Source organism: Bacillus sp. FSL M8-0049 (genome assembly GCF_038593355.1).
Classification (GTDB): Bacteria; Bacillota; Bacilli; order Bacillales; family Bacillaceae; genus Bacillus; species Bacillus safensis.
Genome location: NZ_CP151986.1, coordinates 3,121,082 through 3,136,489, shown reverse-complemented (window position 1 = coordinate 3,136,489; position 15,408 = coordinate 3,121,082). Strand labels below are relative to the sequence as shown.

Below are 15,408 nucleotides of genomic sequence, written 5' to 3'. Positions count from 1 at the left end.
GGGATTAAAATAGGTGTGCATTCAGAAGTAACGGAGGAAGAAAGACATGAAGCAGGGACATTCACAATTTTGGATCGAAGTGAAAAATTATTTGTTCATTTTAATCGGATCTGCCATCGTGGCGATTGGTTTTAATACGTTATTATTACCGAATCAGATTGCAGCAGGCGGTGTGAGCGGCATTAGTACCATTATGCAGTCATTCGGCTTTGAAGCGGCGTATGTGCAATGGGGGCTTAATATTCCCCTGTTTATCGCTGGCTTTTATTTATTAGGCGGTACATTTGGAGTGAAAACACTCGTTGGCTCGATTTTTTTACCTTTCATGGTGTTTGTCACAAGACATATTGCACCTGTCACACATGAAGCACTGCTGGCGGCTATATTTGGCGGTGTGGTCATTGGGATCGGAATAGGGCTCGTGTTCCTTGGGAATGGATCAACGGGTGGAACAGCACTCGCTGCCAAAATCATCAATAAGTACACAGGACTCACGCTAGGCACCTGTTTAGCGATGATGGACGGCTTGATTGTTCTGGCTGCGATGACGGTCTTTGGAATCGAAGAGGGGCTGTACGCGGTCATTGGTGTGTTTATTTCTAGTAAAACGATTGATGTGGTACAGGCTGGCTTCAGTCATTCAAAAATGGCAATGATCATTACAGGGCATGAAGATGAGGTCAGACAGGCGGTTTTTGATCAAATTGACCGCGGTGTGACAAAAATCTCAGCAGTCGGAGGATATACCGATCATGACCGCCCGATTTTGATGTGTGTCGTTGGACAGTCACAATTCACAAAGTTGAAACAAGTGGTGAAAGCAATCGATGCATCAGCATTTGTCATTGTGATGGATGCAAAAGAGGTGCTTGGTGAGGGTTTTAAAAGGGCATAAACAAGGATATAATAGCGTTGACCAAATGATTGTAAGGGAGGGAAATAGATGAAAAAAAGCGGATTAACGATGCTGTTTGCAGCGATGCTTCTTGTTCTCGCGGCTTGTGGAGGAAATTCAAGCAGCAGCGACAAAGAAGGCAGCAAAAGTGCATCATCTGTGAGCAGTGGTGAGGAGATCTATCAGCAAAACTGTATCGGCTGTCATGGGAAAGACCTATCTGGCGGAGGCGGTCCAAGCCTGAAGGAAGTAGGGAAGAAATATAATGAAAGCCAAATCGCAGATATTGCGCAAAACGGTAAAGGCTCTATGCCAAGCGGTATGGTAGATGAGAAGCAGGCAAAAGAAGTAGCAAAATGGCTTGCAGAGAAAAAATAAAACCTTTGTCTAATCGACAAGGTTTTTTTGTTTTTTTATATGTAGAAAAAGACTTTTGGATAGTATGAAAACGAATTATATTAAATTTTATTTAAAAAATAAGGGTATAAAGGCATATTTTTCGGTTTTGATTGTTCTATTTACCTTTTATTTATAAGTTTTGAAATATAAATGTAATACCATTGCGTCGATTCATGACGTATAATTGGAGTTGTTGAAATTTAGACGATTCAATTATTTCATCTTTTTGGATGAAAAGGACATAAATTGTTAGTAAGTATCGAAGGGTATGTGCGTGACCATACATAACGTTTTTTGACGAGAAGTGTCAAAACATCATGATAAGCTGTTAGTCAGCGAATAAGAAAAGATTAGGTGATTACATGATTCAAATGAAGGAAGTCTACAAGATCTATCCTAATGGCGTAAAGGCGATCAATGGAATCAATGTCTCTATCCATCCAGGAGAGTTTGTGTATGTTGTTGGTCCCAGCGGTGCTGGTAAATCCACTTTCATCAAAATGATGTATCGTGAAGAGAAGCCAACCAAAGGGCAAATCTTAATTAATAACAAAGATTTAGGCTCAATGAAGGAAAAAGAAATTCCTTACGTAAGAAGAGAAATTGGCGTAGTATTCCAAGATTTCAAGCTGCTCCCAACTCTTACTGTGTTTGAGAACGTAGCATTTGCTCTTGAAGTGATTGGTGAACAGCCTCATATCATTAAGAAAAAAGTGCTTGATGTTCTCGATCTGGTTCAGCTAAAGCACAGAGCGCGTCAATTTCCTGATCAGCTGTCCGGCGGTGAACAGCAGCGTGTGTCTATCGCCCGCTCGATTGTTAATAGCCCTGAGGTCGTCATTGCAGATGAGCCGACAGGAAACCTTGATCCAGACACTTCTTGGGAAATCATGAAGACGCTCGAAGAGATTAATAACCGCGGAACAACAGTGGTTATGGCGACACACAACAAAGAAATTGTAAACACCATGAAGAAACGCGTCATCGCAATCGAAGATGGAATGATTGTGCGTGACGAAGCAAGAGGGGAGTACGGAATTTATGATTAAAACTCTCTCGCGGCATTTACGTGAGAGCTTCCGTTCACTTGGAAGAAACACGTGGATGACATTTGCATCAATTAGTGCGGTTACTGTCACATTGATTTTAGTTGGGGTTTTCCTTGTGATTATGCTCAACTTGAATAACATGGCATCGAACGCTGAAAAAGAAGTAGAAGTAAAAGTATTAATCGAATTAACGGCGAATCAAAAGCAGCAGGATGAATTAAAAGCAGAAATTGAAAAGATTCCTGAAATCAGTAATGTGAAGTACTCATCTAAGGATGACGAACTGAAAGCGCTGATTAAAAGCTTTGGAGAAAATGGACAATCCATGGGACTTGTTGATCAAGAAAATCCATTAAACGATGCGTTTATTGTGAAAACAACAGATCCTCACGATACACCAAAAGTAGCGAAGAAATTAGAAAACCTAAAGGGTACATATAAAGTAACCTATGGGAAAGAAGAGGTCAGCCGACTCTTCAATGTAGTTGGAGTAGCGCGTAATGTCGGCATTGTGCTCATTATTGGGCTGTTATTTACAGCTATGTTCTTAATCTCCAATACGATCAAAATTACGATTTTTGCTAGACGTAAAGAAATTGAGATTATGAAGCTGGTAGGTGCAACGAACTGGTTTATCCGCTGGCCATTCTTCATTGAAGGATTATTGCTTGGTGTATTTGGTTCCATTATACCAATTGCCCTATTGCTTGGCACGTATCAATATGCAGTTGGCTGGGTCGCACCGAGAGTACAAGGCTCATTTATTTCAATGCTTCCATACAATCCGTTTGTCTATCAAGTATCACTGGTCCTGCTAGTGATCGGTGCAATCATTGGTGTATGGGGAAGCTTAACGTCTATCCGTAAATTCTTAAAAGTATAAATATATTTTGATGGCAGCATTCGAGGATTCTATAGAAGATGTGACCGGTTGATCCAATTCATCCGGTCGGCTCTTCATGTCGACAGTTGTCATGGGAGGGGAATATCGTTTTGAAAAGAAAGCTGATGATGGCTGGAATGGCAGCGTTTATTGGAACAACGTGGCTATACATTCCAGGGAACGAGAATCGTGCATTCGCATACGAAGACCTAGATCAAAAACGTCAACAAATCGAAGAGAAAACATCGAAGACTGAATCAAGCTTGAAGAAGAAGCAGTCAGAGCTGGCAAAGCTTGAAAAGAAAGAATCAAAGCTCAAGAAAGAAATTGAACAAATTGACCAAAAGGTAAGTACTGCAACTGAAAAAGTCGCTGAAAAAGAGAAAGAAGTTAAAAAAACGAAGCAAGAAATCAAGAAGCTAAAAAAAGACATTCAAGTCATCAATGAGCGAATTGAAAAAAGAAAAGCCATTTTCAAAGACCGAATTCGTTCAATGCAAAAAAGCGGCGGTACGATCAACTATTTAGATGTGCTGCTAGGTGCTCGCAGTTTTAGTGATTTTGTCGGTCGTGTTGGGGCTGTCACAACGATTGTCGAAGCAGACAAAGACATGATTACAGAACATGAAAATGATTTAAAGCTGGTGGAGCAAAAAGAAGCAGAGCTAAATAATCAGCTAAGCGGACTTGAAACATCTCTGAAAGAGCTAGAAGCACTGAAAAAAGATTTATCTAAGAAGCACAAAGAAAAAGAACACATTTTAGGTGATGTGACAGATAAAAAAAATCATGCGCATGATGAACTAGGCAAGCTTGAGAATGAACAAGAAATCCTAGCGAATCAAAAAGCGGCTGTGAAATCTGAGGAAGCACGCCGACAAAAGGAAGAAGCGAAGAAAGCAAAACAAGCAGCTGAAAAAAATGCACCTGCATCTCACAGCGGCGGCTCAGATCAAGTATCTGATACACCAGCAAGCAGCTCAGGCTTTATTAAACCAGCGGCAGGGCGTTTCTCATCTGGCTTTGGCGGACGTTCTGGCGGAAACCACTTCGGATTAGATATTGCAGCAAAAGGTACAGTTCCTGTCTATGCAGCAGCATCTGGAACAGTCACGAACTCCAGCTACTCATCGAGCTACGGAAATGTTGTGTTCATTACGCACAATATCAATGGACAGACATATCAAACTGTATACGCCCACCTGTCTACAAGAAGTGTGTCAACAGGACAGAGAGTCGAACAAGGACAATTCCTTGGATATATGGGAAATACCGGCCAATCGCATGGTCAGCATCTTCACTTTGAAATTCATAAAGGATTATGGAATGGCGCAAAATCAAATGCAGTCAATCCAGCGCAATATATCCGCTAATCAAAAAGCCGATAACATGATGTTATCGGCTTTTTTGACCTAGATAGAATTAAAATAACAGCAGTAATCCGGCAATAATAGGTGTTAACAGAACAGCTGATTTCAATAAGAGCTTCGGTGCAAGGCGTGTGAATTTCGCGCCGATAAATGCGCCTAATACGGTGCCAATTAATATTTGGATCAGCAGGATAAAATCAACATAGCCCTCTGAAATATATCCAATTCCACCGCCGATGGAAATCGGAATAATGACAAGCATGGTCGTGCCAACGGCTTGCCTTATCGACAGCTTCAGTAAAATCAAAAGTCCTACTTGAATGAATGGTGCAGACCCGATACCAAACATGCCTGACAGCATCCCAGACACAAGGCCTAAAATAATGCCTCTTGTCATCAGCTGACGAGAAGAAAGCGGCTGCTGCTCAGCCTCTTCATTAAGAACAAATAGTTTGATCATCATAAAAACAGCGGATAAAAAAAGCATCCCTGCTGTTAAATAGTGCAGACTCTCTTCTGGAATAAAAGGAGCAACCTTAGCCCCAGCAAAAGAAGCGATACAAGCAAGTGCCCCGACAATCAAACCAGATTTCAGCTGAATGTTCCCTTCCCGGTAGTGGCTGTATGCACCTGATAGTGTCGTAAATGCCATAGCGGCTAATGACGTCCCGAGGGCTGTATGGATAGGGATATCAAAAATTAACGTAAGCAATGCGATGACAAATCCTGCCCCGCCTGCTCCTACAAAACCTAATAAAATTCCTAATAAAAGCATCGTCAAGATAATATACATAGCGAAGACTCCTTCTCAATCATAACAAAATAAAAATTACACCTAATAAAATGATTCGTCAAGCCTTCACGAGAGAATGTCTTTACATGAAATCCCTTCTTCTGGCATATAATAACTCAGGTCATCAGGAAGAGTTGAAGAAGGAGGCCAAATATGAAAAAACAAATCGCATCTATTATGGCAAGTGTCGTTCTCTTAATAAGTGCAGGTGTGATGACGCATAAAGAGGGAACTCATGCGGAGTCACCGCAAGCAGCAGCTGTAATGGCTGGACAAGCTCAATCAAGTGATAAAGCGAAAGAGAATGGGATGGAAAAGATCGAGAAAGCCTATGACCTTATTTCAAATGAATATGTAGAGGAAGTGGATCGGCAAAAGCTGCTTGAAGGCGCGATCCAAGGAATGCTTTCGACGTTAAACGATCCGTATTCAGTATACATGGACAAGCAAACCGCAAAGCAATTTTCTGATTCGCTTGATTCTTCCTTTGAGGGAATTGGGGCAGAAGTGGGGATGGATGAAGGAAAGATCATTATTGTCTCCGCCTTTAAAAAATCCCCTGCGGCAAAAGCAGGTCTAAAGCCGAAAGATGAAGTCATCAGCATAGACGGTGAGCCGATGAAAGAAAAAAGCTTAAACGATGCTGTACTGAAAATAAGAGGAAAAAAAGGAACGTCTGTCGCCTTAACAATCAAACGAAACGGGATTGAAAAAGAGCTAACGTTCCATATCAAACGAGAAGAAATCCCGCTTGAAACAGTGACTTCCTCTGTAAAAGAGGTAAATGGTCTTAAAACAGGCTACATTGCGATCTCCAGCTTCTCTGAAGATACGGCGAAGGATTTCACTTCAAGCTTGAAACAGCTCGAGAAAAAGGGCATAGAAGGCCTTGTACTGGATGTGAGAGGAAACCCTGGCGGCTATCTGCAAAGTGTGGAAGATATTTTGAAGCATTTTATTACGAAGGACCAGCCTTATATTCAAATCGCAGAACGGAATGGCGACCGGAAACGGTATTTTTCAAAACTGAAAGAACAAAAGCCTTATCCAGTCAATGTCTTAATTGATAAAGGCAGTGCTTCCGCTTCGGAAATACTTGCTGGGGCCATGAAAGAAGCTGGAAAGTATGAAGTCGTCGGTGATGTCTCCTTTGGAAAAGGAACTGTGCAGCAGGCGGTTCCGATGGGAGATGGAAGTAATATTAAATTAACGCTGTATAAATGGCTCACGCCAAAAGGCAATTGGATTCACAAAAAAGGCGTCGTACCGACAATTGCGATTCATCAGCCGGATTACTTTACCGCAGGTCCGCTTCAGCTAAAAGAACCGCTTCAGCTTGATATGAACAATGAAGAAGTGAGACAAGCGCAGACGCTGTTAAAGGGATTGTCATTTGACCCTGGCAGAGTAGATGGATACTTTGATGAAGAAACGAAAAAGGCCGTACTTGCCTTCCAAAGCACATACAATCTCGATAAATCAGGTGTCATTGATTTGAAAACAGCGGAAATGATGAACAAAATGGTGGATGAAGTGAAATCATACGAAAAAAATGACCTTCAATTACAGACTGCACTAAAAGCACTATATCTTAAAAAATAAAGAGGCGAATAATAGCCTCTTTTTTTTGGTTCATAAGTGTCATGAACATGTAATAATTTATGATTAAAAATAAATTATATCGAGAAATATATTCATTTATTTTACAAAAAACATAACATTCCTTCAATTTTACCCGATAACATATGTATATAAGAGACTTTCTGTTGATTTAAACATGTCATGAAAATGAAACTTTTGAAAGTTGTATGTTACATAAATAATTCTTACAATAAAAAGTAGCACTCATTTTAAATATTTTATTTTTTGCGGATATTCAGCTTGAGCATGAAGCTGTACCGAGGTTTGCGCTTTTCTTAAAAGAACTAGTAAATGGGGGTACACAATTGAAAAGGGCAAGTATTGTGAGAGAGAAAAAATATTACGAGTTGGTAGAGGAACTTAAGAGTCGTACGAAAGATGTGACGTTTTCCGCTACAAAGGCATTAAGTCTGCTCATGCTGTTAAGCAGGTACTTGGTCAATTACACAACGGTAGAATCAGTCGACGAAATCGATGAAGACTGTGCTGAGATATACTTCAATTATTTAATGGATAATCATAAGAGACTTGGTATAAACTTAACCGACATCAAGAGGTCGATGCAGCTGCTCGGCGGCATACTAGATGTAGATGTCAATCACTACTTAAAAGATTTTTCACTGTCGAATGTCACACTTTGGATGAATCAGGAGAAATAAACCTGATGTCAAGCATCGATTTATTTGATAGAATAAGAGAAAATGCTTGACTTGGGCGGTGAACGATAATGAGCTCGGAGTGGATGGGAGCTGGATTAAAAGCGGTCGGTCTGTTTTTAATCCATCCTCTTTTTTATTTCATGATATTAATCAGCCTATTGCATGGCTACATCCGCGTAAAGCGGGAGAGAAAAGCGTTTCAAACAAGAATAGAAGATGTATACGATGAACTTAAATTTACATATTCAAAGGGATGGATTCTAGGGATTTGCCTATCCGTTATTTCAGTAGGCTTAGGGATTGCCCTCCCCCCTGGATTCATCGTGCTGATTGCAGCGGTGACCATCGTTTTCTCTTTATTCTTTAAGGCGAGTGCGCTTTCGTCTGCATACACACTCGGTTTCAGTTTTATTGCGGCACTTGGACTGATGCATTTCCAAGTGAGTCATTCTTGGCTGCCGCAGCTCTCAATGATGAATGCATCAGCCGTTGTCATTCTGCTAGGACTTCTATTAATGACGGAGGGGATTCTAGCCTATCGAACGGCGCATTTACGTACATCGCCTGCTATGGTGATGAGTGCGAGAGGACTTTTAATTGGTCAGCAGCGGGCAAACCGTCTGTGGCTTTTACCGCTTGTTTTGCTGATGCCGGCAGGTGAATTCACTTCTTCTCTGCCATGGTGGCCGGTGCTTCAAGTACATGATCAAAGCTTTTCATTTATTTTGATTCCATATATCATCGGATTCGGTCAGAGAATTCAAGGCTCACTGCCAATTGTTAGTATTCAAATTACAGCGCGGCGTATTCTCATGCTCGGACTCGCTGTCGCCTTAATAGGTGCTGCAAGTATTTGGTTTGAACCGATTGCTTGGGGAGCTGTATTGATTGCGGTGATAGGAAGAGCCTTTCTCTCATGGAAACAGAGGGTCAATGACAATGCTGCTCCGTTCTACTTCTCTAAGCGTAATCAAGGGCTGATGGTGCTGGGGATTATTCCAAATACACCAGCGGCTGATTTAAAGCTTGAGATCGGAGAAGTCATCACAAAAGTGAATGGAATTGAAGTCAAAACCGTTTCGGAATTTTATGAAGCCCTTCAAACCAATCGTGCTCTAACAAAGCTCGAGATCATTGGCTTAAATGGTCAGACAAGATTTGAGAAACGTGCTTCTTACGAAGGGGAGCATCATCAGCTTGGCATCCTGTTTGTGAAGGATGATCCACAGCAAGAACCAACGGCAATTTCATCTTAAAAAAAGCTGCTAGAGATGGCAGCTTTTTTCTTTTGGGCGCGCTTCTTTCCCGTAGGATTCGCCCCATTCACGCATGGCGAAGATGATAGGCTTTAATGTATTTCCGAGAGAAGTGAGGGAATATTCGACACGAGGGGGGACCTCCTCATAGACTTCTCTATGGACAACGCCGTCTTGTTCAAGCTCACGCAATTGCAGTGTGAGGACACGCTGAGAAATTCTTGGCAGCAGCCGGCGTAATTCATTGTAGCGTTTTGGTCCGCAAGTCAAATGATAAAGGATCACTCCTTTCCATTTCCCTCCGATGACACTTGTCGTCACTGAAACGGGACAGCCATGATTGACAATACTGACTGGATTGGATGGTGCACTCATCTTAACACTCCTTTCTAAGACAAATTTGGTGATACACGAACAAGATGGTAACTAACGAACAAAAATGTGCGTACTTGAATCACTCGAAGCTTTTCTTATACCATAGAGATATCACATCACACATTCGGGCTGTTGTTTTTTTATCATAACAATTTCTAAATGAGAATGGAAAGAAATTGGATTGATGAAACTAACGCCCTAATTGGTTAATAGAAAGGATGAATACAATGCGAGACAAAGAGCAATTAAAAAAAGAAATCATTGAGGCGTATGAGTTCCGCCATGCGACAAAAGAGTTTGATCCAACGAAAAAAATATCAGAGGATGATTTTGCATTTATTTTAGAAACAGGAAGACTTTCCCCAAGCTCTGTAGGGTTTGAGCCTTGGAAGTTCCTCGTTGTTCAAAATGAAGCATTTAGAGAAAAATTAAAAGAGTATACATGGGGAGCGCAAAAGCAGCTTCCTACTGCCAGCCATTTTGTGATCATCTTGGCAAGAACAGACGCCCGTTATGATTCAGCATATGCAGAATACATCAACAAGCAAATCAAAGGAATGTCAGACGAAACGTTCGAGATGGTGAAGGGACGCTACCAAGAATTCCAAGAGAATGATCTTCATTTGTTAGAAAATGAACGTACGCTCTTTGACTGGGCTTCAAAACAAACGTATATTGCCCTTGGAAACATGATGACAGCTGCTGCACAAATTGGCATTGATTCATGCCCAGTCGAGGGATTCAGCTACGATGAGATTCATCGCATTCTAGATGAAGAAGGGCTGCTTGAGGATGGTCAGTATGATATTTCTGTCATGGCAGCCTTTGGGTATCGTGTCACCGAGCCAAAGCGCGGCAAAACGCGCCGTCCGATGGATGAAGTAGCTGTTTGGATTCGTTAAAAGAGAATGTCTGAAAAAGGATGTTGACAATTGCGTGGTTAGTCAGTATATTTAAAAAATAAAATCTTTGATGAATATATAAATTGACTATAAACGCTTTGACTTGAGAATAGTAGATGAACATCCGTTTTTTTAAGAGAGCTGCGGGTTGGTGCAACGCAGTAAAACGAATCATTGAACTCGCTCAAAGAGCGGTAAGACTGAATGAATAGTAAGTCTTTACGTGTGACCTCCGTTAACGGGTTTTAAGTTGGATTCAGCTATGGCTGAATCAATTAGAGTGGTAACGCGGTTGCAAGGTCAGTCGTCTCTTCAAGGAGATGACTGGCCTTTTTATATGTTTTTATCCTATATTTGTCTGAAGATTCAAATTTAAAGGAGCTATAGAAAATGGAAAAGGAACATGTGCAGTTAAAACGAACAATGACGTCAAGGCATATTATGATGCTCGCACTTGGTGGTGCAATAGGTGCTGGTCTGTTTAAAGGAAGCAGCTCTGCTATTGATATCGCAGGTCCTGCTGTCATTTTGGCATATATGATTGGTGGTCTTATTTTATTATTTATTATGCAAGGACTTGCCGAAATGACGGTTGCACGACCTGGCGCAAGAACATTCCGTGATTTAATTGAACCGGTGTTAGGGAAATATCCGGCTTATTTCTTAGACTGGATATACTGGAAAATGTGGGTGCTGAACATTGCAGCAGAAGCAATCGTTTCTGCGATCTTTATTCAGTACTGGTTCCCACAGGTGCCGATTTGGATACTTGTGTTAATCATTTCACTTGTTGTGACATTGATCAATGTTTGTTCTGTTAAAATGTTTGCTGAGACGGAGTACTGGTTAGCTTCTATTAAAATTGCTGTCATTATTTTATTTATTATCATTGGGTTAACCATGCTGTTTGTCTCATTTGGTCAGCATGCTGCACCGGGATTATCCAACTTAACCGACCACGGAGGATTTTTCCCGAATGGAACAGGCGGCTTAATTGCGGCCATGCTTGTGGTGGTGTATTCATATGGCGGGACTGAAATGATCGGGGTCACATTAGCAGAAACAAAAAACCCTGAAAAAGTCATCCCAAAGGCCATTCAAAGTACATTTGTACGAATCATCGGTTTCTATGTACTGCCGTTCTTCATCATCGTCAGCTTGATTCCCTGGAATCAAGTAAACAATGAGCAAGTGAGTCCATTCGTCACCGTGTTTGCAACGATTGGCGTGCCATACGCAAGTGACATCATGAACGGTATCATTTTATTAGCGATCTTGTCTTCTATGAACTCTGGGCTGTACGCATCCTCAAGGGTACTTTATACGCAAGCGATGGATGGGCGTGTATGGAAGGGCTTCTCAAAGCTATCAAAACAGCAGGTGCCTGTCAGAGCGATCCTAGTGTGTACATCTACATTGTATGCTGCTGTATTGATTTCTCTTTTTGTAGGAAGTCATACCTTTAATTATTTAATGGGATCTTTAAGCTATACGGTCTTATTCATTTGGTTTATTATTGCTGTCGGTCATTTAAAATCTCGAAGTGTAGCAGAACCAGGAGGATATCGCGTGAAGCTGTATCCTTTCACAACATGGTTTTCTGTGATTGCGATCATTGCCATTTTCATCGGCGTTGTGTCAACAACTCCAATTGTACGAACGATGGTCACGATGGGCATTTATCTGATTATTACTCTTTCTTTCTTCATCAACAGAAAGCGGTTTGAAACAGCTGTTTGATTTAAAAGCGTGCAGGACGTTCTCAAGAAGGTCTTGCACGCTTTTTTTGTGATAGTATTTCGTGAATGAAGCATTCAGCTCTCCCTTTTGAAAAATAGAATATGTGATGAAAAAGGGATTAAAAATAGTGGTTGTTAAGAAGACTGTTCAAATGTAGACAGCTGATTCTCATAGGTAGTCTTCATCTCATTTGTTATTTGGTTGGCACGTCTTCAGTGAAAGGAGTATTTGGCAGCTGAATGATGGCTGTCGTACCAATGCCAGGCTCAGATTGAATGTCGAATGTTCCATGATGTTTTTTGATGATTTGATAGACAACGGCTAGTCCAAGGCCAGAGCCGCCATCCTTTCTTGTTCGTGCTTTATTTACACGATAAAATCGCTCAGAAACATGTGGAAGATCTTCTTTTGGAATACCGCTGCCTTCGTCGGTCACTTTCAATTCAGCAACACCTTGGTGAACTTGTAATTCAATCGATATTGATTTCCCAGATGGCGTGTAATGAATGGCATTGTCCAGTAAATTACGTATCACTTGTTGGAGACGGTCGCTATCACCATAAACAATACAATCCTCTTCAAGCGTTCGTTTGAAAATAATGCTTTTTTTGTCAGCGATGAATGCCATTTGATCAAGAACATCGTGGATGAGCTGTGCAAAGACGACTGGCTCCATCGTAAGTGGATAAGAGTCACCTTCTAACTGTGCAAGATCTAAAAGGTCGTGCACAAGCCGGCTTAAACGTGTGGCCTCATCTTGGATGATTTGCATCCCCTTTTTTTGATCAATGACCCCTTCTTCAATTCCTTCTGCATAGCCTTTCATATAACTTAAAGGCGTTCTAAGTTCGTGAGAGACATTCGCAAGAAATTCCCTGCGGTGCTGCTCAACTTTTTCGAGGGTTGAAGACAGTTTATTAAAGGAGCGGCTAAGCTGGTTTAACTCGTCTCCTTTTTTAGTTACGGCCATACGTTTTGAGAAATCACCAGATTCCATTTCCATTGCAATTTCTTTCATTTTATTTATTGTCTGTACAATGTGACTGGAGCTCTTATATCCGATTAAAAATATCAGGAGCAGAATCAATGAGATGGATATACCCAGCGTCAATCTAATTTGGACAAAGGGTTCATATACATCTGATAATGGCATGGAGAGGAAAATAGTTCCCGATAGATCATCATTGCTTGAGAAAACAGGGATGGCGATGCCAAGAATATCTTGGTGAAACTGTGGGTGTTCTCTAATTAACACGACGGTTTCACCTTGAAGGAGCTTTTGGCGTTCCTTGAACGTAATGAGATTATCATTTGTGTTCGTATCAAAAGGAAGACCACTTGAAAGCTCCATTGGATCATCTGTGAAAATAACGTTCGCCTGACTTGAGTCATTTGCCCATTTCATTCTGTCGGTAAAATACTTGTCTTTCCCGTGTGTGTGATAGATTTCTGCCAGCTTCTTACCTTGCAAACTTAAGGAATCAATCTGTTTATCAATATATAAGTGCTGGTATAAGTAAAAGGTAAGGGCAAGCGCTGAGGCTGCAACGATTCCGATCACTGCAAGAATTAAGAAGAGTACTTTCTTTTTAATCGATAATGGCTTCATTCTTCCTCCTCAAACTTATAGCCGACACCCCAAACGGTTTTAATATATCGTTCTGCTTCCTTTAACTTTAGTCGCAGCGTTTTGATATGTGTATCGACTGTTCTTAAAGAGCCGCTCATTGAATGTGATTCCCACAATTTTTGATAAAGGTGTTCTCGTGAAAACACTTGTCCTTGGTTGAGCAAAAGAAACATGAGTAAATCAAATTCTCTTCTTGTTAAATTAACGGGCTGTTGATGGAGGTAAACTTGTCTGCCATCTTGATCAATCTCCATGTCACCAATCTGTATTCGGCTGCGCTTTAGCGAAAGACCTCTAATTCGTCTCAGGGTTGTTTCAATTCTTGCTGCAAGCTCACGCAGACTGAAAGGCTTCATGATGTAGTCATCCGCTCCAATTTCAAGTCCTCTAATTCGGTCCTCTTCATAACTCCTTGCTGTTAAAAATAAAATCGGTATTTGAGATGTTTGTCGAATACGCTGACAGACTTCAAATCCATCCATGTCAGGCATCATGATATCTAATACAACAAGATCAACAGATTCCTTTTCAAGCTGATGCAAGGCATCTTTTCCATTATTCGCAGTGATAATGTGAAAGCCATGTCTCTTTAAAAAAGATCCGATTAACTCAAGCATATCAAGCTCATCATCTACGATTAAAATACGCATTTGTTCCTTCATTTCTTTTCCTCCAACACGATAGCGTAAGGTCCTGATGGGACATTCAGTTGATTTTTCATGATAAATGAGTGTTTATCGATGATGGATACTGAGTTGTCATCCAAGTTACTCACATAAATTGATGACGTATCAGCAGTGATATAATTCGGATTTTGACCAGTTTCAACAGAAGCAAGCTGTTTATTTGTTTTGGTATCTACTTTGTATAGCGTATGATCTCCATGACATAGTACATATAAAGTAGAAGAATTTTTCTCTGGAAAAAATGCAACAGGCATAACGCCTAGCTTTATTTCTCGCTGTTTCTTGCCTGTTTTAGGGTCATAAGCAAAAATACTCTTATTTAAGGTGCCTTGTTTACCATGACCGCCGATCCAAATGGACTGTCCATCAAAATGAATCCCAGAAGGCCGTTCAAGTACAGAAAACGTACGTATATTTTTTTCCTTTTCAATATCTATGACGGAGACAGTATGACTTTCTGCATTTAAAACAAATAAAATACCTGACGAAGAAAGAGTCATAGAAGAAGGTAATTTTCCAGTTTTTACAGTCGATTTTATTTTTTTGCGCTCCGTATCAATAAAATAAACGACATTTTTCTGTGAGTTGGCAGCGATTAATGTATGAGAAGCTGCATCATATGTAAGGGAAGTCAGTCCTTTATCCACATTCATATAATCTGTTGCTGTCCCGTGTTTTAGATTAATTTCGATAAGGGATTCTCCCTCTTTACTAGTAGCGATGATGACGTCTTTATTGATTTGAATAAGATCAGTGAGTGGGTGTTTTAAATCCACAGAAGAGAGCATTTTATTTTTTTGTATATCAACTATTGAAAAGGAGGCTTTTTTTAATTGAGAGATGACAGCGATGGATTGAGAGCTGCCTGGCGGCGTAAATTGCTGTTCTTTTCCACAGCCTGTAACGAATAAAAGTAGAGCTGATAAACAGATCAAAACATATTTCACACGTACCATTCTTCCGCTCCTTTGCGTTCTCTATTTTCAAAATCATACCACAAAAATTGTGAAAAAAAATTGAAGTTATCTATGCTGAAAGAATGAAAAAAAGCTTTTAGGTAAGTGAGGGAGACCATTTGTACCTGAAGTTCCTTTTTTGTCTGGATCATATGCCATTTTTTCTTTCTTAAA

At 40.6% G+C, this 15,408-nt stretch carries 15 protein-coding genes and 1 other annotated feature; of the genes, 10 read left to right on the top strand and 5 right to left on the bottom strand.

The genetic code is table 11. From position 1 onward, the window contains the following. Positions 1 to 46 precede the first annotated feature (46 nt). The 5 genes from NSU13_RS16250 (at position 47) to NSU13_RS16230 (ending at position 4,599) form a co-directional block, all read left to right on the top strand. Positions 47 to 895 carry a YitT family protein gene (locus NSU13_RS16250; RefSeq protein ID WP_024426245.1) on the top strand — a complete coding sequence of 283 codons (849 nt, stop codon included), beginning with the start codon at positions 47 to 49 and terminating at the stop codon, positions 893 to 895. A gap of 48 nt (positions 896 to 943) precedes the next feature. Then, complete coding sequence (gene cccB / locus NSU13_RS16245; protein WP_024423602.1) at positions 944 to 1,273, top strand: cytochrome c551; 330 nt, start codon at positions 944 to 946, stop codon at positions 1,271 to 1,273. A 383-nt stretch (positions 1,274 to 1,656) separates the two neighbouring features. Beyond that, positions 1,657 to 2,343, top strand: coding sequence for a cell division ATP-binding protein FtsE (ftsE, locus tag NSU13_RS16240; protein ID WP_024423601.1), 687 nt, complete (start codon positions 1,657 to 1,659; stop codon positions 2,341 to 2,343). Next, the gene (ftsX, locus tag NSU13_RS16235; RefSeq protein WP_034281079.1) at positions 2,336 to 3,226 is read left to right on the top strand and encodes a permease-like cell division protein FtsX; all 891 of its coding nucleotides are present in this window, start codon (positions 2,336 to 2,338) and stop codon (positions 3,224 to 3,226) included. The genes ftsE and ftsX overlap by 8 nt, the downstream gene beginning before the upstream one ends. Before the next feature lie 110 nt (positions 3,227 to 3,336). Next, positions 3,337 to 4,599 (top strand): M23 family metallopeptidase, encoded by a 1,263-nt coding sequence (locus NSU13_RS16230; protein ID WP_111926800.1) that lies wholly within the window; start codon positions 3,337 to 3,339, stop codon positions 4,597 to 4,599. Positions 4,600 to 4,648: 49 nt separating this feature from the next. Here NSU13_RS16230 and NSU13_RS16225 read toward each other — a convergent pair whose 3' ends face one another. Beyond that, on the bottom strand, positions 4,649 to 5,389 hold the full coding sequence (locus NSU13_RS16225) for a sulfite exporter TauE/SafE family protein (protein ID WP_024423598.1): 741 nt from the start codon (positions 5,387 to 5,389) through the stop codon (positions 4,649 to 4,651). A 153-nt stretch (positions 5,390 to 5,542) separates the two neighbouring features. Here NSU13_RS16225 and NSU13_RS16220 point away from each other — a divergent pair, with 153 nt between their 5' ends. The 3 genes from NSU13_RS16220 (at position 5,543) to NSU13_RS16210 (ending at position 8,945) form a co-directional block, all read left to right on the top strand. Beyond that, entirely contained in the window at positions 5,543 to 6,991 is a 1,449-nt protein-coding gene (locus tag NSU13_RS16220; protein ID WP_342489636.1) for a S41 family peptidase, read from the top strand. Between the two features lie 344 nt (positions 6,992 to 7,335). After that, positions 7,336 to 7,689, top strand: a complete 354-nt coding sequence (locus tag NSU13_RS16215) for a swarming motility protein SwrAA (RefSeq protein WP_007500014.1) — start codon at positions 7,336 to 7,338, stop codon at positions 7,687 to 7,689. A 68-nt stretch (positions 7,690 to 7,757) separates the two neighbouring features. Then, the gene (locus tag NSU13_RS16210; protein WP_342489635.1) at positions 7,758 to 8,945 is read left to right on the top strand and encodes a PDZ domain-containing protein; all 1,188 of its coding nucleotides are present in this window, start codon (positions 7,758 to 7,760) and stop codon (positions 8,943 to 8,945) included. Between the two features lie 9 nt (positions 8,946 to 8,954). Here NSU13_RS16210 and NSU13_RS16205 read toward each other — a convergent pair whose 3' ends face one another. Next, positions 8,955 to 9,320 (bottom strand): winged helix-turn-helix transcriptional regulator, encoded by a 366-nt coding sequence (locus tag NSU13_RS16205; protein ID WP_024423595.1) that lies wholly within the window; start codon positions 9,318 to 9,320, stop codon positions 8,955 to 8,957. Positions 9,321 to 9,547: 227 nt separating this feature from the next. Between NSU13_RS16205 and NSU13_RS16200 the strand changes: the two genes are divergently transcribed. Both NSU13_RS16200 and NSU13_RS16195 read left to right on the top strand, forming a co-directional pair. After that, the gene (locus NSU13_RS16200; protein WP_041107976.1) at positions 9,548 to 10,222 is read left to right on the top strand and encodes an NAD(P)H-dependent oxidoreductase; all 675 of its coding nucleotides are present in this window, start codon (positions 9,548 to 9,550) and stop codon (positions 10,220 to 10,222) included. Positions 10,223 to 10,311: 89 nt separating this feature from the next. After that, positions 10,312 to 10,537, top strand: a binding site (T-box leader). Between the two features lie 75 nt (positions 10,538 to 10,612). Further along, positions 10,613 to 11,962, top strand: coding sequence for an amino acid permease (locus tag NSU13_RS16195; RefSeq protein ID WP_342489634.1), 1,350 nt, complete (start codon positions 10,613 to 10,615; stop codon positions 11,960 to 11,962). Positions 11,963 to 12,155: 193 nt separating this feature from the next. Here the strand turns inward: NSU13_RS16195 and NSU13_RS16190 are convergent, their stop codons facing one another. From NSU13_RS16190 to NSU13_RS16180, 3 genes are read right to left on the bottom strand one after another with little or no spacing between them, the layout of a single operon-like run. Continuing rightward, a complete protein-coding gene (locus tag NSU13_RS16190) occupies positions 12,156 to 13,571 on the bottom strand; it encodes an ATP-binding protein (protein ID WP_342489633.1) in 1,416 nt (471 codons plus the stop codon). Beyond that, positions 13,568 to 14,254 carry a response regulator transcription factor gene (locus NSU13_RS16185; RefSeq protein WP_034281069.1) on the bottom strand — a complete coding sequence of 229 codons (687 nt, stop codon included), beginning with the start codon at positions 14,252 to 14,254 and terminating at the stop codon, positions 13,568 to 13,570. Before NSU13_RS16185 ends, NSU13_RS16190 begins: the two co-directional genes overlap by 4 nt. Then, positions 14,251 to 15,234 carry a YncE family protein gene (locus tag NSU13_RS16180; RefSeq protein ID WP_034281067.1) on the bottom strand — a complete coding sequence of 328 codons (984 nt, stop codon included), beginning with the start codon at positions 15,232 to 15,234 and terminating at the stop codon, positions 14,251 to 14,253. Before NSU13_RS16180 ends, NSU13_RS16185 begins: the two co-directional genes overlap by 4 nt. Positions 15,235 to 15,408: the final 174 nt, after the last annotated feature.